17 protein-coding genes are annotated in these 18,098 nt (G+C 53.0%); 5 read left to right on the top strand and 12 right to left on the bottom strand.

What is annotated here, in order from left to right:
* Positions 1–11: 11 nt before the first annotated feature.
* The 8 genes from KOSB73_RS13960 to KOSB73_RS13925 form a co-directional block, all read right to left on the bottom strand.
* Positions 12–1,367, bottom strand: a complete 1,356-nt coding sequence (locus KOSB73_RS13960; RefSeq protein ID WP_098140595.1) for an MFS transporter — start codon at positions 1,365–1,367, stop codon at positions 12–14.
* 142 nt (positions 1,368–1,509) lie between these two features.
* Positions 1,510–2,268, bottom strand: coding sequence for a DeoR/GlpR family DNA-binding transcription regulator (locus KOSB73_RS13955; protein WP_004138274.1), 759 nt, complete (start codon positions 2,266–2,268; stop codon positions 1,510–1,512).
* Positions 2,269–2,404: 136 nt separating this feature from the next.
* Positions 2,405–3,388, bottom strand: coding sequence for an NADH-dependent methylglyoxal reductase (gene ydjG / locus KOSB73_RS13950; protein WP_049089993.1), 984 nt, complete (start codon positions 3,386–3,388; stop codon positions 2,405–2,407).
* 9 nt (positions 3,389–3,397) lie between these two features.
* A complete protein-coding gene (locus KOSB73_RS13945) occupies positions 3,398–4,345 on the bottom strand; it encodes a carbohydrate kinase family protein (protein ID WP_004138277.1) in 948 nt (315 codons plus the stop codon).
* Between the two features lie 4 nt (positions 4,346–4,349).
* Complete coding sequence (locus KOSB73_RS13940; protein ID WP_024359460.1) at positions 4,350–5,186, bottom strand: ketose-bisphosphate aldolase; 837 nt, start codon at positions 5,184–5,186, stop codon at positions 4,350–4,352.
* Between the two features lie 24 nt (positions 5,187–5,210).
* Positions 5,211–6,254, bottom strand: a complete 1,044-nt coding sequence (locus tag KOSB73_RS13935) for an NAD(P)-dependent alcohol dehydrogenase (protein WP_098067268.1) — start codon at positions 6,252–6,254, stop codon at positions 5,211–5,213.
* Positions 6,255–6,271: 17 nt separating this feature from the next.
* Positions 6,272–7,651: an MFS transporter gene (locus KOSB73_RS13930; protein ID WP_098140594.1), complete on the bottom strand. Its 1,380-nt coding sequence runs from the start codon at positions 7,649–7,651 to the stop codon at positions 6,272–6,274.
* Positions 7,652–7,677: 26 nt separating this feature from the next.
* Complete coding sequence (locus tag KOSB73_RS13925) at positions 7,678–8,754, bottom strand: zinc-binding dehydrogenase (protein ID WP_024359462.1); 1,077 nt, start codon at positions 8,752–8,754, stop codon at positions 7,678–7,680.
* A gap of 322 nt (positions 8,755–9,076) precedes the next feature.
* Between KOSB73_RS13925 and chiD the strand changes: the two genes are divergently transcribed.
* Together chiD and yajD are read left to right on the top strand one after the other, a co-directional pair.
* Positions 9,077–10,330 (top strand): chitinase ChiD, encoded by a 1,254-nt coding sequence (gene chiD, locus KOSB73_RS13920; protein ID WP_024359463.1) that lies wholly within the window; start codon positions 9,077–9,079, stop codon positions 10,328–10,330.
* 100 nt (positions 10,331–10,430) lie between these two features.
* Positions 10,431–10,775, top strand: a complete 345-nt coding sequence (gene yajD / locus KOSB73_RS13915) for an HNH nuclease YajD (protein WP_098140615.1) — start codon at positions 10,431–10,433, stop codon at positions 10,773–10,775.
* A gap of 60 nt (positions 10,776–10,835) precedes the next feature.
* On the opposite strand, the gene KOSB73_RS13910 is transcribed toward yajD, so the two are convergent.
* Both KOSB73_RS13910 and msrB read right to left on the bottom strand, forming a co-directional pair.
* Positions 10,836–11,111 (bottom strand): YeaC family protein, encoded by a 276-nt coding sequence (locus KOSB73_RS13910; protein ID WP_004138292.1) that lies wholly within the window; start codon positions 11,109–11,111, stop codon positions 10,836–10,838.
* Between the two features lie 42 nt (positions 11,112–11,153).
* Positions 11,154–11,567, bottom strand: a complete 414-nt coding sequence (gene msrB, locus KOSB73_RS13905) for a peptide-methionine (R)-S-oxide reductase MsrB (protein ID WP_004121465.1) — start codon at positions 11,565–11,567, stop codon at positions 11,154–11,156.
* Positions 11,568–11,905: 338 nt separating this feature from the next.
* Here msrB and gapA point away from each other — a divergent pair, with 338 nt between their 5' ends.
* Both gapA and KOSB73_RS13890 read left to right on the top strand, forming a co-directional pair.
* Positions 11,906–12,901, top strand: coding sequence for a glyceraldehyde-3-phosphate dehydrogenase (gene gapA, locus KOSB73_RS13895; protein ID WP_004138295.1), 996 nt, complete (start codon positions 11,906–11,908; stop codon positions 12,899–12,901).
* A 74-nt stretch (positions 12,902–12,975) separates the two neighbouring features.
* On the top strand, positions 12,976–13,860 hold the full coding sequence (locus KOSB73_RS13890; RefSeq protein ID WP_004138297.1) for a D-hexose-6-phosphate mutarotase: 885 nt from the start codon (positions 12,976–12,978) through the stop codon (positions 13,858–13,860).
* 117 nt (positions 13,861–13,977) lie between these two features.
* Here KOSB73_RS13890 and KOSB73_RS13885 read toward each other — a convergent pair whose 3' ends face one another.
* Positions 13,978–14,832, bottom strand: a complete 855-nt coding sequence (locus KOSB73_RS13885) for an aldo/keto reductase (RefSeq protein ID WP_049089991.1) — start codon at positions 14,830–14,832, stop codon at positions 13,978–13,980.
* A 92-nt stretch (positions 14,833–14,924) separates the two neighbouring features.
* Complete coding sequence (locus KOSB73_RS13880) at positions 14,925–15,671, bottom strand: MipA/OmpV family protein (RefSeq protein WP_004138300.1); 747 nt, start codon at positions 15,669–15,671, stop codon at positions 14,925–14,927.
* A 426-nt stretch (positions 15,672–16,097) separates the two neighbouring features.
* Here KOSB73_RS13880 and yeaG point away from each other — a divergent pair, with 426 nt between their 5' ends.
* Positions 16,098–18,032: a protein kinase YeaG gene (gene yeaG / locus KOSB73_RS13875; protein ID WP_004121478.1), complete on the top strand. Its 1,935-nt coding sequence runs from the start codon at positions 16,098–16,100 to the stop codon at positions 18,030–18,032.
* Positions 18,033–18,098: the final 66 nt, after the last annotated feature.

Below are 18,098 nucleotides of genomic sequence, written 5' to 3'. Positions count from 1 at the left end.
CCGCAAAAGCATCACCCAAGGCTTGAAATCTCTTCCAGCGAAACTTTGCGCGTTTCGATGCCAAAGCAAAACAGAATCAGCGCGCAAAGTACCAGCATGACGCCCAGGACGATAAAAACTCGAATCGAACCGTAGCGCGTCAGCAGGAGCGCGACGCCGTAAGGGGTAAATACCGCGACAATTCTTCCTATCGCGTTAACAAATCCCGAACCGCGTAGCCTGAGGTGCGTTGGCCACAGCTCCGGTACATACACCGCGGAAGCAAAGCAGACGTACATATACAGGAAAAAGATCATCACCAGACCATAGCTTAGAATGGCCCACTCCGCGGTCTGAATAGAGTAGACGTAGCCGAGCAGTGCGATAATCATCAGCAGTGAGGAGCCAAATAATCGGCGCGGAAAACGATCGATAATCAGCGCGGCGATAAATATCCCCACCGGCGCGCCAATCATAATAATGGCGGTCATCAAGATAGACTTCGTCACGTCGATCCCCGAATTGACGAAAATCGTTGGGATCCACACCGTGATGGTATAGAGCGAAATGTTCATGGCGATAAGGACCGTGATCGCCACCAGCGTCCGCCGCAGCATCTGGCCTTTAAAAAGTAGCCAGAACGAACCGCTCTCCGCGCACGGCTCCGCCGGGCCAGCCCCCTGCCAGGGCGGTAAGGTGATGCTTTTCTCTTTCTCGATTTGCAACTCCACCTGCAGGAGATGTTTTTCAGCGGCGTTTCGTTGCCCCTTGCCTGCGAGCCAGCGGGGGGACTCAATAAAATATTTCCCCGACAGATACCATGCCAGCAGCATTGCCGCGCCGCCGAGCAGAAACATCATCCGCCAGCTTAAAAAGGCAATCACCACGACGCCGATGGCGGCCGACAGCATGGGCGACCAGTTGCCGACAAACGACAGCCGGGCGGACCATTTTCCGCGCACCGCGGGCGGAATAAATTCGGTAAATGAGGCATAGCCCACCATGATCAGTGCACCCATTCCGCAGCCCATCAGACAGCGGAAAAAGATAAGCCAGTACATGTTGGGTACAAACGTCGCCGCACAGGCAGAGATTCCAACGATAAGTAAATTCACGCGAAAGGCTTTGCGACGGCCAAGATAATCACCCATAAAACCGCCGGTCAGCGAGCCGATGAAGTAGCCAAACATCAGCGCTGAGGTGAATGCCGCATTCAGGTAATTATTTGACCAACCGTTACTGACTAATTTTGCCAATACTATGTTGCCGGAATAGCTGAGAAAACCGGTGATTAATAAGCTGAAACTAATAATGCCGAAAATACGAAAATGAAATCGTGATAAGGGTAAGCGATCTAATCTTGCGCCGATAGGGTCACATTGTTCCATCTGGATGCCTCAAATTCAGCTAAAATTATTAAGTATGGCGTTCGCGGCAGAGTTAATTTTGCCGCGCGATCCATCATCATTAATTTTTTATGGCATTGCCCAGGTGCAAACTAAAACAATATCGACACGACCAACGGTGACGTTAATAAACGAGTTGAATATTATTTTCTTTACAGAATGCAATCCACTGTGCACCCGGCGCCTTATTGGTAATAAGGTAATTAATATGACTAAAATCCACGAGCTGGACGAAAGCTTTACGATCGAACTTTGAATGGTCGACCAGCAGCGCCACTTCCGTTGCCTGGCGGATCATGGTTTTCTTGATTTCCGCTTCCGCTTCGTTAGAGTCCAGCGCCCCGCTTTGCATATCGAGACCCTTGCAGCTCATCACCATAATATCAACATGATAACGACTGATAATTTCCTTGGTGATCCGCCCCTGCAGCGACAGCGTATTTTTATTCAGCTCTCCGCCGGTGGAAACAACGTTTATTTCCGACTGCGCCAGTTCATGGAAGGCTTCCGCGGAATTGGTCAGCAGCGTGAGATCATTTCTTTCCTTCAGCAGTTTTAATAACTCCATCGCGGTACTGCTGGAATCAGCGGCCATAGTGGTCTTATTTTTAATAAACGGCAAGGCGTTACGGGCAATGACCTGTTTCTCTTCAAAATGAGACTTTGCGCGTTTATAAAAATGAACATTATCGGACAACGCGCTGGTATTTAATACTGCGCCGCCGTACGTGCGAGTCAAAAAACCTTCATCTTCAAGCTTTTCCAGATCGCGGCGAATCGTTTCCTCTGTGACCTGAAAAATTGCGCTTAAATTAGAAACCGCTACTTTCTTATCATTAGCCACCATTTGCTTAATGGCCTGAATTCTGTCTTTTGCCGCCACGGTAACACCTCTGTTTCCTGCAAAGTCATAATAAACCCCTGGTATCCGCCAGGTCATGTTTGTTTTAAAAATAACATGTCCGAATCACAGATTCCAATATTCTTTTACACAGAAACAGAGGTCAGTCACGCCGCGCTTATTGGGTCTCCAGCGCTTGCGCCATTTGTCTCATCAGTAATGAATCATCATCCGTCAGAGCGATGGTCAGCGCGTCGATATTCTCGCGCACCTGTTCGGGCGCCGTAGCGCCGCTAAGTAAGGTGATTAAATCGCTTTGCTTTAGGATCCACGCCAGCGCCAGGGCGGGGATAGCGCAGCGATATTTCTCGCACAGCGGCTGCCACTGCTCGAGCATATCAATCACGCGCAGCATATTTTCCCGCTGGAACCAGACTTTGTTGGCCCGCGCGCCGCCGGGAACATAATCCCGTGTGATAGTACCGGACAGCAGCCCCTGCTCGAGCGGCGAGTAGACCTGCACCACGATGCCGTTCTGCTGGCACAACGGCAGCAGCTCGGCTTCCAGCGCCCGGTCAAGGATGCTGTATTTGGCCTGCACGATATCCAGCTCGCCGTGTTTGAGATATTCCCTGATATGTCCGGCATCGACGTTCGCTGCGCCGATAGCGCGGATCTTTCCCTCTTTCTTTAGCGCGTTCAGCGTCGCTACGGTCTCCGCAATTGGCGTAAAGCAGGGTTCGACTGACTGCCAGTGGGTCATATAGATATCAATGGTGTCGATACCCAGCCTTTGCAGGCTGGCATCCACCTCTTCGCGAATCGACTCGGGCGTCAGGTTTTTATACAGCTGGCGATCACCCACTTTATTAAACAGGCTTCCCGTCCGCTCCCAGACGATGCCGCATTTGGTCTCAACCACTATATCGCGGCGCGGCAGCTGCTTTAGCGCCTGACCAACAATCACTTCGCTATTGCCGAAGTTGTAGCCCGGCGCGGTATCAATCAGATTAATTCCGCAGCGATGCGCCTCAATAATGGTGTCGATGCAAATCCGCAGGTCGAGATCACCGCTCCATGCCGGGCCGCCGCCGATGGCCCATGTTCCTAATCCCATGCGGGAAAGCCTAATATCCGTACTGCCTAAAGGAATCATTTTCATCTGTCGCTATTACCCTTCGTATTCATCAAGAAGTTGTTCAACCAGCTTTCTGTTTTTTACGCCCGTCGTGGCGCCCACGCTGAGGACCGATATCGCCGCCGTGGCGTTTGCAAACAGCGCGCATTCGCGCAGCGGCTTGCCTTCAAGCAGCGCGGAGATAAATCCCGCGGCAAAATTATCCCCGGCGCCGATGGTATCGATGGCGGTAATCCCTGAAACCGCCGGAACCGCCATCTTCATATCGGCCCGCTTAATAAAACAGCCCCTCTTGCCGGTCTTAATGACGACCGTTTTCACGCCGCAGTTCAGGAAACTATCGGCAATTTCATCCAGCGTCTCTTTCCCGGTGAGCAGTTTTGCCTCGGCAAAATTGGGAAACAGATAATCGACATAGCCCAGCGCCTCACGAATATCCTCCAGGGTTTCGTTAAGCCGCGGCTTAATCATATCGGCGCAAATCATCAGCCCGTACGCTTGCGCCTGAGAGAAAATCTCCACTAACGCTTTGCCGTCGAGCAGCGGACTATTAAAAATACTCGCCAGCGACAGCAGTCTTGCCTGTGAGAAGCGCTTAAAATCGACATCGTTAATATTCAACTGCCACAGGCTGCCGTTGCGATTAGTGACGAAAGTACGTTCGCCATCAGCGGTCACTAAACCTACGTTGATGGAGGTATCTGTATTGGCATCCTGCTTCAGGCTCAGAATATCAATCTTCTCTCGACGACAGTGGTCGAGAATAAAATGACCCGCCGCGTCATTCCCTACCCGACTGATTAATGCCGTCCGATGTCCAAGGCGAGAAATAATCGTCGCCTCATTAATTGCATCCCCCCCAGTGGTCATCGCAATGCGTTCTAATGGATAAGAGTCGACATCAAAGATATTTTTACTCACCGGCTGCAGGGGAATATCCACGATGGCCGCCCCCAGACAAATAACCTCGATATTATCCATAGTGTCATTCCGCTTTCCCGTCAGAGCCAAACAGTTTGATTTTCTCCAGCGCGCGGGCTTTTACCGCATTGCGGACTTCACGCTCAACGTGCAGGAACGGCTGATTCTGGTTCTCCTGGACCGCCGCCATCGCCGCCTGGCACAGTTCGGTGTGGATATTGATTTTCGCAATGCCTAATGAAATGGCCTTCTTGATATCCGCATCGCTAATGCCGGACGCGCCGTGCAGCACCAGCGGAACGGCCACCGCCTCGCGCACGCGCTTAACCACGTCAAAATTCAGTTTCGGTTCTGAGGTATAGACACCATGCTGGTTGCCAATCGCCACCGCCAGCGAATCACAGCCGGTACGTTCGACGAATTCCGCCGCCTGATCCGGATCGGTATAGTGATAGTCGGCCAGCGCTTCTTCGTAGACCGTTTCGTTCCCCACGTGCCCCAGCTCCGCCTCAACCGGAATACCCAGCGGATGGAAGAAATCCACCGCCTCTTTGGTCAGGCGAATATTCTCTTCGAAGTCAAAGGCCGAGGCGTCGCGCATCAGCGAATTCATGCCGTGGACCCAGGCGTTATGGATAATCTCCATGCTGCGGCCATGATCCCAGTGAGCAATCACCGGTACCGATGCCTTTTTCGCCATCGAAACCATCATATGCGAAAAATCTTCAAACGAGGTATTGCCCACAAATCCGGTACCGAAAGAGATAATCACCGGCGACTTAGCCTCTTCCGCCGCATCAATCACCCCCATTAACATTTCCGCATTCCACACGTTAAAGTGGGCAATCGCATAATGTTTATTCCGGGCATCATTTTCCCAATATTTAATATCTGCCAGCATGGTTGTTTCTCCCTTTGCAATAAATTAATGGTTAACTTTAATAACGCCTTTAATGATTTCACGTTTGTTATTAACGGATTCTTCAAACGCGCGCTGAACATCCTCAAAATCGTAAATATGCGTCACCATCGACTTCACATCGAAACGCCCGGAGGAAATAGCTTCAATGGTGACCGGATAGCGGTTGGCATAGCGGAAAACGGTCTGAATCGACACTTCACGGTTAATCTTGAGGAAATTGATCGCTGAATCCCCGGGAACCGTACCGACGATCATGATTTTCCCTCCGCGCATGACCAGATACGGAGCCTGCTTAACGGTGACGGCCGAACCGGCGGTTTCGAATACGATATCGGCCCCCATATCACCGGAGAACTGCTGGCAGCGCGCGACGGTGTCCTCTTTCGCGCCGTTGATAACGACGTTGGCGCCAAGCTTCCCGGCCATGGCAAGGCGTTTTTCCAGCACATCCACCACAGCAATGTTGGTTGCCCCCAGGCAAAGGCATGCCTGCAGGGTCATTAAACCAATACAGCCTGCGCCAAGAATGACGATTTTCTTGCCCGGCTTGACGTCCGCCAGCATCGCGGCATGCATGCCGACCGCCGCAGGCTCCACCAGCGCGCCTTCCATCGTGTCCATATTGTCGGGCAGCTTATAGGTGAAGCTCTCCGGATGGCACAGGTAGTGGGTTAACGCGCCGCGATAATTTGGCTGCGTGGCCATGAAATCAACGTCAGGACAGATATTGTATTTTCCCTCCAGGCAGTAGCGGCAGTGGCCGCACGGCACGCCGGGCTCAATATTCACCCGGTCGCCGGGTTTAAATTTGCTCACGCGGTTGCCCACCGCCACCACCGTACCGGCGCATTCGTGCCCCAGACCAATTTCCTGATTGGGATCTTTCGGCGGAATAAAGGGGCCCGATTCAAAACCGTGGACGTCTGAGCCGCAAATACCGACGTATTCAATTTTTATCAGCACTTCATGCTCTTTCGGCACCGGGATATCGGCGGCAATAATTTTCATCGTGCCCGGCGTTTTTAATATCGCTTTTACATTCTTCATATTATTTCCCGTCAATATTATTTGCTGGTAACGGCATCAATACCGAGGCTTTCGACAGAGACGCCTTTAGTTTCAATTCCGATTGTGGCAATAGCGACCGCAACAATAATGGAGACGGCCCCCAGCAGCACAAATACCCCAGTCACGCCGTAACCGTTAAGCAGTACCGCCACCGCATAAGGCGCGGCGATGCCGCTGATGCGCCCCACCGCGTTCGCCAGGCCTGAACCGCGAAGCTTCGCTTCGGTCGGCCAGATTTCCGGCACATATACCGCTGAGGCATAGCACACGTACATATAGACAAACGTAATCAGGAAGAAGCCAATTAAAGTAATCAGCAGCATGCTGGTTTGCAGCGAATAGATATATCCCAGTACGGCAATTAACACTAACAGGCCTACGCCCATAGTCTTTCTGGGAATTTTATCCATCACCAGCATGGCGATAAAAATCCCGAACGGCGCGCCGAACATACTCATGGTATTTAAAACAATCGAGTCTTTCAGATTAATTCCCTGGGTCATAAATATCGTCGGCAGCCAGTTAATTAAGGTGTACTGGACGACATTCATGGCTATCAGCACGAAGGAGCCTAAAATTACCCGCTTCAGTAATACACCCGTTAATAACGCTGAATAGGGCACGGCGCGCGGCGCTTTACCATCATCTTCTATTACCACTGGCGGCAATGGCTTACCGGTTTGCAGCACGACCCTCTCTTCAATGGCCCGCATCACCTCTTCGGCTTCCTCATAGCGTCCACGAGACTCCAGCCAGCGGGGCGATTCAGGGAAACTGCGCCAGGCAATCACGGTGGCTATCAGCGACAGCATGGCGGGGATCAGCAGTTGAACGCGCCAGTTCCATTCCGCACTAATTAACGGTGTTAATACCATCGCGATCAGCGAACAGAGCGGATAGGACCAGTTGCCGATAAACGAGACCCGGCTGGACCAGGTGCCGCGATTTCTGCCGGGCATATATTCGGTAAAACCGGCGAATAAGGTGACCAGCAGCGCGCCTAATCCGACCCCCATGACAAAACGACTGGCGATAAGGAAGGTCATGTTCGGGGAAAATGCCCCGACGACCATGGCAACGATATGAATCGCTTCATACAGAATGAAGGCGTTTTTACGCCCAATTTTATCGCCGATGATGCCGCCGCCGAGCGCGCCAAGAAACATACCCGCCGTGGTAATGGCGGAGAACGTGGCGGTGGTCGAATTATCGGTCCAGCCGAGCACCTTCAACTGCGCGAGAATTAACCCGCCAACGGCATTGCTCCAGCAGACCAGTAACCCGAAAGCGACCATGGCAAACATTGCCGAGTGCCAGCGGCAGTCAGGCAGGCGATCCAGCCTGGCGCCGCAGTGCGGTTTTGCTATCTGTTCCATCGGATAACGTTCCTTTCATAAAGGGGTTATTCATCAAAGTCGTAAGTCATGATGACTTTGATCGCGGTTTTATCGACCATGGCGTCAAACCCTTCGCGCCATTGCGACAGGCCAATGCGGTGCGTGATCATCGGTTTGACTTTGATCGCGCCGCTGGCAAGCAGGCGAATGGCGTTACGCCAGGAAGTGGAGTCATAGGCCATATGCCCGATGATGCTTTTGTTCCACGCGGTGATATCGTTGATGGAGAAGTCCAGCGGTTGGAATCCCATGCCCACGCGCACCACTTCACCGTTGGGACGCAGCATTTCGATGGATTGTTTGAGGGCGATATTGGCGCCAGAACATTCGATAACCAGCCCCAGATTATCTTTGCCGCAAATCGCCTGGCAGCGGGCGACCACATCCTCAGTAGAAGCGTTGACTACCGCCGTTGCGCCGAGCGCTTTGGCAATAGGGAAACGTACCGCGACATCCTCTTCCAGCCCGACCATGACGATATTCACGGCCCCCATAATGCGCGCCATCTGTACGGAAAAGAGCCCAAGTGGACCGGTACCGAAAACCACGACGTCCTGACCGGGAAGAAATTTGGATTGTTGAGCGAGCGACTTATAGGCATTACAGATAGGATCCAGCACCGCCGCGTCTTCGTAATCAACGCCCGGCGGAATCTCCCACAGCGCATGACGATGGATTTTGAGGATCTCTCCCGGCACCAGGCAGTATTTTGAAAATCCGCCGCCCCAGGTATTGTTGTCCAGACCCAAATTCACTTTTTCTGCACAACACAGAAAATCGCCCTGTTCGCAGGCCGGACAAACGCCGCAGACGTGCCCGCTATTATCCGAGACTACCCGCTGGCCGACTTTCCAGTCCTTGACCTTGTCACCCACCCGAACAATGGCACCGGCAAATTCATGGCCGCGTATGGAGTTAAATTGATCGGAACCGCTGTCGACATTGTAGTGTTTCATATCCGCGCCGCAGATGGCGGCGGCTTTGATTTCAATCACCACGTCATCCGGACCGCACACCGGTTCCGGTACGTCAATCATCTTATAGCCGCCAAAGGCCTTACCAAATCTTGCCAGTGCTTTCATTGCGTCTTCCTTTGTTTAATGGTTTTGCTTCAGTGGAGGCAATACTTAACCACAAAATCTTTGAGGTCAATAACAAATCTTTAAAACACAGATATTGATCTGTATTTCACAACTCAGATCACAAATACGGCAACATTCGTCGAGGGAGGTGATTGAAGTGAAGACATGGCGTGGTCACGCGACCGCTTCGCTAATGCAGCCGTGAACCGCTTCGCATTTTTGCGCGACGGAAGATGCTAGCCTGCACGGGCTGTTTTTTCGCCACGCCATTTACGTGGCGTGTTTGCTTTTCGAGTCACTTTTAAGTCAAAGAGGATTTGCTATGAAAATTTTGCCTTTGCTGGCAGCTTTACCCCTGCTCTGCGCGAGCGTTGTTTCCGCTAACACGCTGATGTCCGTCGGCTACTTTAACGGCGGCGGCGACGTCACTGCCGGTCCCGGCGGCGATATTGATAAACTGGACGTACGCCAGATCACCCATCTCAACTACTCGTTTGGTCTGGTCTATAACGACGAGAAAGACGAAACCAACGCGGCCCTGAAAGACCCGAGCAAGCTGCATCAGATTTGGCTGTCGCCGAAAGTACAGGCGGATTTGCAGAAAATCCCCAGCTTGCGCCAGCAGAACCCAAGCCTGAAAGTGTTGCTTTCCGTCGGCGGCTGGGGGGCGCGCGGATTCTCCGGCGCAGCGGCGACGAAAGAGACCCGGGCGGTGTTTATCCAGTCGGCGCTGGCGATTATTGAAAAATATGGCCTCGATGGCATCGACCTCGACTGGGAGTATCCGGTCAACGGCGCGTGGGGGCTGGTCGCCAGCCAACCGGCCGATCGCGATAATTTTACCGCCCTGCTGAAAGAGCTGCGCGCGGCGGTAGGGAACAAAAAACTGGTGACCATCGCCGTAGGCGCAAACGCGGAGAGCCCAAAAAGCTGGGTTGACGTCAAAGCGATAGCGCCATCGCTCGACTACATCAACCTGATGACCTATGACCTGGCCTACGGCACCCAGTACTTCAATTCCAACCTGTATGATTCGACCCGCTGGCCGACGGTCGCTGAAGCAGATAAGTACAGCGCGGACTTTGTGGTGAACAACTACCTTGCCGCCGGTCTAAAGCCGAGCCAGATGAACCTGGGGATTGGTTTCTATGGCCGGATACCAAAACGCGCCGTCGAACCGGGTATTGACTGGAGCCAGCCGGACGCGCAGAAAAACCCGGCCACCCGTCCCTACTTTGCGGCTCAACAGATTGAGCTGTTCGAATCGCTGGGCGTCGATCTGACCAAAGACACCTATGTGAAATATAACGATATCGTGGCGAAGTTAATCAACGATCCGCAGAAGCGCTTTACTCAGCATTGGGATGATGAAGCGAAGGTGCCGTGGCTATCGGTGCAGTCCGCCGACGGTCAAGCCCTCTTTGCGCTTTCCTATGAGAACCCGCGCTCGGTGGCCATCAAGGCTGACTATATCAAGAGCAAGGGTCTGGCAGGCGCGATGTTCTGGGAGTACGGCGCGGATGACCAGAACCAGTTGGCGAAACAGCTGGCCGAGTCATTAGGGATCAAACGCTGAACTGCGCGGTGTCAGCGCATGCACAATAGGTTATGATAACTGCATTCCGCTGCGCCAGCTCAGGCGCAGCTTTTCATTTGCAACAGAAGGCATGGGTATTATGGCTTATATCCCGAAAAACTACGCCCGTCTGGAAGTCGGTTACCGCGAAAAAGCGCTGAAGCTCTTCCCCTGGGTCTGCGGACGCTGCTCGCGTGAGTTTGTCTATTCAAACCTGCGTGAGCTGACGGTGCACCATATCGATCACGACCACTCCAATAACCCGGAAGATGGTAGCAACTGGGAGATGCTGTGCCTGTACTGTCACGATCATGAGCACTCAAAATACACCGAAGCCGATCTGTACGGCTCGACGGTGGTCGCCGGCGAAGATGCGCAGAAAAGCGTCGGCGAAGCGAAATATAACTCCTTCGCCGATCTTAAGGCGATGATGAACAAGAAATAACGCTGTGACGCATCAAAGCCCGGCGCACACCTGGCCGGGCTGACGCAGGCCTTTTCAGGCTCAGGATTTAAAGGTCGCGATAGGCTGCGGCGTAATGCCGAAGTCAACTTTCAGCTGCTGTTTACTTTTCATCACCATCTGCCCGTTGGTATCGATGGTCATATGCTGCGCGTCAACGTTGTAGCGCGCCTGCCAAAGCATCACCAGCTGCAGGCAGTTCTCTTTCTGTTCGTCAGTCAACGCCACGCCGTCCGGCCATTTACCCAATTCCACCGCCGTGGCCAGGCGCTGATAAACTTCCGGCGTCATACCGTCAATAATCCGATCGATTTCCATCTTCCGATATCCCCGTTTGGAATAATTTGCTGAATCGTTTTTTCAACCCTTAATTTGCTCACCGTTTTCGTCATTGGTGAAGCTTAACGAGGCCGAATTAACGCAAAAACGTTCTCCGGTGGGCTGAGGGCCATCCGGGAATACGTGCCCAAGGTGAGCATCGCAGTTTCCGCAGCGAATTTCCGTGCGCTGCATACCGTGGGAGTAATCATTAAGGTAGCGAATTGCGTCATCGCTGACGGGCTCATAAAAGCTCGGCCAGCCGCAGCCGGAATCATACTTGGTTTGCGAGTGAAACAGCGCGGCATCGCACACCAGGCAGTGGTAGACGCCATCGCGTTTGTTGTGCAGCAACCGCCCGGTGAACGGCGGCTCAGTACCGTGATTCTGCGTCACGTAAAACTGCATCTCGCTCAAATTTTTTTTGAGCTCGTCCGAAGAGGGTTTATTCGACATTGACTTGCTTCTCGCTGTGAAAGGACAACTTTTCACGTCAATTCTAACAAAATATTAACAATGAAGCGTGCACTTTTGTTCTAAACTTAGGCGACGCCAAAAGGCAGCCACACAATTGTGATGAATATCACATTTTTATCTTCAATGACCTTTAAAATTCCGGGCGCAGCCCCCATATGGAATTGGGCTCAAAGGGAAAGTGGGATAAATCGACCGCGCAAAGGCATGCTCTGGATTGATTTGTCGCAATGATTGACACGATTCCGCTTGACGCTGCGTAAGGTTTTTGTAATTTTACAGGCAACCTTTTATTCACTAACAAATAGCTGGTGGAATATATGACTATCAAAGTAGGTATCAACGGTTTTGGCCGTATCGGTCGCATTGTTTTCCGTGCTGCTCAGGAACGTTCTGACATCGAGATCGTTGCAATCAACGACCTGTTAGACGCTGACTACATGGCTTACATGCTGAAGTATGACTCCACTCACGGCCGTTTCAACGGTACCGTTGAAGTGAAAGACGGTCATCTGATCGTTAACGGTAAAAAAATCCGTGTTACCGCTGAGCGTGACCCGGCTAACCTGAAGTGGGACGAAGTGGGTGTTGACGTTGTTGCTGAAGCAACCGGTATCTTCCTGACCGACGAAACCGCTCGTAAACACATCACCGCTGGCGCGAAAAAAGTCGTACTGACTGGCCCGTCCAAAGACAACACCCCGATGTTTGTTAAAGGCGCTAACTTTGACAAATACGAAGGCCAGGACATCGTTTCCAACGCATCCTGCACCACCAACTGCCTGGCTCCGCTGGCAAAAGTTATCAACGACAACTTCGGCATCATCGAAGGTCTGATGACTACCGTTCACGCAACCACCGCAACTCAGAAAACCGTTGATGGCCCGTCTCACAAAGACTGGCGCGGCGGCCGCGGCGCAGCTCAGAACATCATCCCGTCTTCTACCGGCGCTGCTAAAGCTGTAGGTAAAGTCCTGCCAGAACTGAATGGCAAACTGACCGGTATGGCGTTCCGCGTTCCGACTCCGAACGTATCCGTTGTTGACCTGACCGTTCGTCTGGAAAAAGCTGCTTCTTATGAAGAAATTAAGAAAGCAATCAAAGCTGCTTCTGAAGGCGCAATGAAAGGCGTTCTGGGCTACACCGAAGACGACGTTGTATCCACCGATTTCAACGGTGAAATCTGCACTTCCGTATTCGACGCCAAAGCGGGTATCGCTCTGAACGACAACTTTGTGAAACTGGTTTCCTGGTACGATAACGAAACTGGTTACTCCAACAAGGTTCTGGACCTGATTGCTCACATCTCCAAATAAGTTGAGATGAGACAGTAATCTGTAAGAGCGACTTCGGTCGCTCTTTTTTTTGTCTGAAGATAAAGGATTGCGTAATGATTAATAAAATTTTTGCCCTCCCGGTTATCGAACAACTTACCCCTGTCCTTTCCCGCCGCCAGCTTGATGACCTCGAGCTGATCGTCGTTGACCATCCGCAGGTGAAAGCCTCCGTGGCTTTGCAGGGCGCTCACCTGCTCTCCTGGAAGCCCGCGGGCGAAGAAGAAGTCCTGTGGCTCAGCGGCAATACGCCGTTTAAAAACGGCGTTGCCCTGCGCGGCGGCGTGCCGATTTGCTGGCCGTGGTTCGGCCCTTCTGCGCAGCCGGGTCTGCCCTCCCACGGCTTCGCCCGCAATCTGCCCTGGGCTCTGAAAGGGCACGATGAAGATGACAAAGGCGCGGTGCTGACCTTTGAACTGAAAAGCAGCGAGGCTACCCGCCAGTACTGGCCGCACGAGTTCACCCTGCTGGCGCGTTTCAAGCTGGGCAAAACCTGCGAAATTGAGCTGGAAGCGCACGGCGAATTTGAAACCACTTCCGCCCTGCACACCTATTTCAACGTCGGCGACATTGCGGCTGTGAAGGTCAGCGGTCTGGGGGAGCGTTATATTGATAAAGTGAAAAACGCGGAAGAAGGCGTTTTGAGCAATGGCACAGAGACCTTTCCCGATCGTACCGACCGCGTGTATCTGAATGCCGAAACCTGCAGCGTGATTCACGACGATGCGCTGAACCGCAATATCGACGTTACGCATCATCACAACAGCAACGTGGTGGCCTGGAACCCGGGTCCGGCGCTTTCCGTCAGCATGGGCGACATGCCGGATGATGGCTACAAAACCTTCGTCTGCGTAGAAACCTGCTGCGTGACCGAAACCCAGAAGGCCAGCGAAGAGAAACCTTCGCGCCTGGCGCAAACCCTCCGCGTGGTGAAACGCTAACGCAAAGCAGGATGGCGCGCGGGTTAACATCGTTCTGCCGGGCGGCGGCTTACGCCTTGCCCGGCCTACTCGACTGATTGTACGCGTATTTTGCCGATCGCAGAGTTGGGCTTTGCTTTACACCATATCCAGCGGCGTTTTTCTGGCCGGCGCCGGGTAAGCTTTATCGAGAAGCGCAAGCTCCTCATCGTTCAGCACAATATCCAGCGCCGCGGCATTCTGCGCGACATGCTCAATGCTCGACGCTTTCGGGATCGCCAGTACCTCCCGGCGGCTAATCACCCACGCCAGCAGAATCTGCGCCGCGGTCACGCCCCGCTCCTGCGCAATATTTTTCACAACGGTATGATTTAAAAGTCCATTGCGCAGGCGACCGGCCTGAGCCAGCGGACAATAGGCCATTACCGGCAGCCGCCGCTGCTGGCACCACGGCAGCAGGTCATACTCAATGCCGCGGGAAGCCAGATGATAGAGCACCTGATTGGTCGCGCACCGTTCGCCGCCCTCCACCTGCCAGAGCTGTTGCATATCATCCTCATCGAGATTCGACACGCCCCAGCGGCGAATTTTACCCTGCGCAACCAGCGCTTCCATGCCGGCAACCGTCTCCTGTAGAGAATAATCTCCGCGCCAGTGCAGCAGATAAAGATCCAGATAGTCGGTATTGAGGCGGCGCAGGCTGGCCTCGCAGGCGCGGGCTATTTTGCGTCCACCGGCATTCCATGGATAGACTTTAGACACCAGCACCACCCGATCGCGTTGCCCGCGAATCGCCTCGCCGACGACCTCTTCAGCGCCGCCGTCAGCATACATTTCCGCCGTATCGATAACCGTCAGGCCAAGATCGATGCCCGCGCGCAGTGCAGCCGCCTCCTGCGCGCGCAGCGCCGGGTTTTCACCCATATACCAGGTCCCCTGCCCGATAACGGGAACCGCCGGATGCTCGCCAAAACGAATGGTCCTTTCTACCATCGCTACCTCCTGCAAATGATTGCACCACCATAATGCAAAACAGGGCGAGACGCCCTGTTTTGATGCACAAAATGCCCTGTAATAAAGCACTATCAGAAGGAGTAAGTGACCCCGGTAGAAATCAGGCCGCTCCAGGATTTGTCCACCATCGGGCTATCGGTGATTTCATCGGACAGACGGGTATAGCGCGCCACGCCGTATACGCTCCAGTCGCCGAGGAAACGATAGTTTGCCGACAGCTCGAGGTACGGGTTCCAGCTGCTGTCCGGATCGTAGCTGCGCATGCCGCTGCGATTCGACTCATGTTTCGAAACACCATAGTAGTACTCGTTCTGGTTGTCGCTGTTCCACTCCACGCCAATACCCGGCGTAAGCGTCAGGTTGCCGTTGGTATAGCGATACAGCCAGGCCAGATCCCATACGATACCGTTGCTGTTATCCAGGGTGTCCCCTGACAGCGCGGTGCGCAGGAAGCCGTACTGCGTATAATGTTCGTAGGAGAGCCCCGCCATCACCGTGGACTTACGCTTATCCAGGCGACGCATCTGCTGGCTATCGCTGTCGCCAGGCTTAAAGTACATCGGCGACCAGTACGCGGTCACAGAGAGCTTATCGTTGGTATCATTCCACAGGTAGTAACCACCACCCAAGCCGCGAAACCAGAAGTTATCGCTCTCATAATTAATAACGGGCACCGGGTAAACATCAGCATCATATTGCTTGTAGGGATGTTCGACCACACCCACACCCGCCCCTAAAGTGAACTTCCCTTCAGCGTGTACGGCGGATGCTGAACTCGCAATCAACACACCAAGTGCCAGAAGTTTGATTTTAGTCACGATCCATATTCCTGTTGTCAAATAATCAGCGCAGGCAGTTTAACGTTGTATACGTCATGCCTCAAATTCTTTACCAGTCATTACACTGAACTCATCATTTTCTCATCGTCAGATGACCACAAGCTGACACCTGAATGACAGCGCCATGACGCCGCAGGACAAGAGGTGCAAAAAAGAGACCGTTTTCCGGATGAGTTATTGATATGTCATTGAAATTGATTTTCTACGCCATGCAAGTTTTCCAAATGCATCTACGCTTAAATTTAGAAGAAGTAAATGCGGGGCACGTTATCCCGATACTTCGCCAACCTGGCATAAGGGTTGCTGGAGTATCAGAGAGCGCTATGCAGCTTACCTCTTCCGGGGGCTCCCACTATTCATATGAACGGCTCTCAACCTGTGCTAAAAACGAAAGGACGGCATGCCATGAATATATTCGATCACTATCGCCAGCGCTATGAAGCTGCCAAGGACGAAGAGTTCACACTGCAGGAGTTTCTTACCATCTGTCGGCAAGATCGCAGTGCTTATGCTAACGCAGCAGAAAGATTGCTGATGGCCATCGGTGAGCCGGTCATGGTCGATACGGCCCTCGAACCCAGGCTATCCCGTCTCTTTTCAAACCGGGTTGTCGCACGCTATCCGGCCTTTGAAGAGTTTTACGGGATGGAAGATGCCATTGAGCAAATTGTTTCTTACCTGAAGCACGCCGCTCAAGGGCTGGAAGAGAAGAAACAGATTCTGTATCTGCTGGGGCCCGTGGGCGGCGGTAAATCATCGCTTGCCGAACGCCTGAAGTCCTTAATGCAGCGCGTCCCTATCTATGTGCTCAGCGCAAACGGAGAGCGCAGCCCGGTCAACGACCATCCGCTGTGTCTGTTCAACCCGCAGGAGGATGCGCAAATCCTCGAAAAAGAGTACGGCATTCCAAACCGCTATCTGGGGACGATTATGTCGCCGTGGGCGGCCAAGCGTCTGCATGAATTCGGCGGCGACATCACTAAGTTCCGCGTGGTGAAAGTGTGGCCATCAATTCTGGCGCAGATCGCCATCGCCAAAACCGAGCCTGGCGACGAGAACAACCAGGACATCTCGGCGCTGGTCGGTAAAGTGGATATTCGTAAACTGGAGCACTACGCGCAGAATGATCCGGATGCCTACGGCTACTCCGGCGCCCTGTGCCGCGCCAACCAGGGGCTGATGGAATTCGTCGAGATGTTTAAAGCGCCTATCAAGGTGCTGCACCCGCTGCTGACCGCGACGCAGGAAGGCAACTATAACGGTACCGAAGGGATCTCCGCCCTGCCGTTCAACGGGATCATCCTCGCCCACTCCAACGAATCGGAATGGGTGACCTTCCGGAATAACAAAAACAATGAGGCCTTCCTCGACCGCGTGTATATCGTCAAGGTGCCTTATTGCCTGCGTATCTCGGAAGAGATCCGCATCTATGAAAAACTGCTTAATAACAGCGAACTGACCCATGCGCCGTGCGCGCCGGGCACGCTGGAAACGCTGTCGCGCTTCTCGATTCTGTCGCGGCTGAAAGAGCCGGAAAACTCGAGCATTTACTCAAAAATGCGCGTCTATGACGGCGAAAGCCTGAAAGACACCGACCCGAAAGCGAAATCCTATCAGGAGTATCGCGATTATGCCGGCGTTGATGAAGGGATGAACGGCCTGTCTACCCGCTTCGCGTTCAAAATCCTGTCGCGGGTATTTAACTTTGACCATGCCGAAGTCGCCGCCAACCCGGTGCATCTGTTCTACGTCCTCGAGCAGCAGATCGAGCGCGAGCAGTTCCCGCAGGAGCAGTCAGAGCGTTATCTTGAGTTCCTCAAAGGCTATCTGATCCCGAAATACGCCGAGTTTATCGGCAAAGAGATCCAGACCGCCTACCTTGAATCCTACTCTGAGTACGGGCAGAACATTTTTGACCGTTATGTCACCTACGCCGACTTCTGGATTCAGGATCAGGAATACCGCGACCCGGATACCGGCCAGCTGTTTGACCGCGAGTCGCTGAACGCTGAGCTGGAAAAAATCGAGAAGCCCGCCGGGATCAGTAACCCGAAAGACTTCCGCAACGAGATAGTCAACTTCGTGCTGCGCGCCAGAGCGCACAACAGCGGGCGTAATCCAAACTGGACCAGCTACGAGAAACTGCGCACGGTTATCGAGAAGAAAATGTTCTCCAATACCGAAGAGCTGTTGCCGGTGATTTCCTTCAACACCAAAACGTCAACCGATGAGCAGAAAAAACACGATGACTTTGTCGACCGCATGATGGAGAAAGGCTATACCCGTAAGCAGGTTCGTCTGCTGTGCGAATGGTATCTGCGGGTACGTAAATCATCCTGATAGACCGGCCCGGCAGCTCACCGCTGTCGGGTTAATAATAACTGCGAAGACCCAATAACATTCAGC

The organism is Klebsiella grimontii, assembly GCF_900200035.1.
Lineage (GTDB): Bacteria > Pseudomonadota > Gammaproteobacteria > Enterobacterales > Enterobacteriaceae > Klebsiella > Klebsiella grimontii.
The sequence above is the reverse complement of the archived record's forward strand: the minus strand, read 5'-3'. Positions and strand labels throughout refer to the sequence as shown.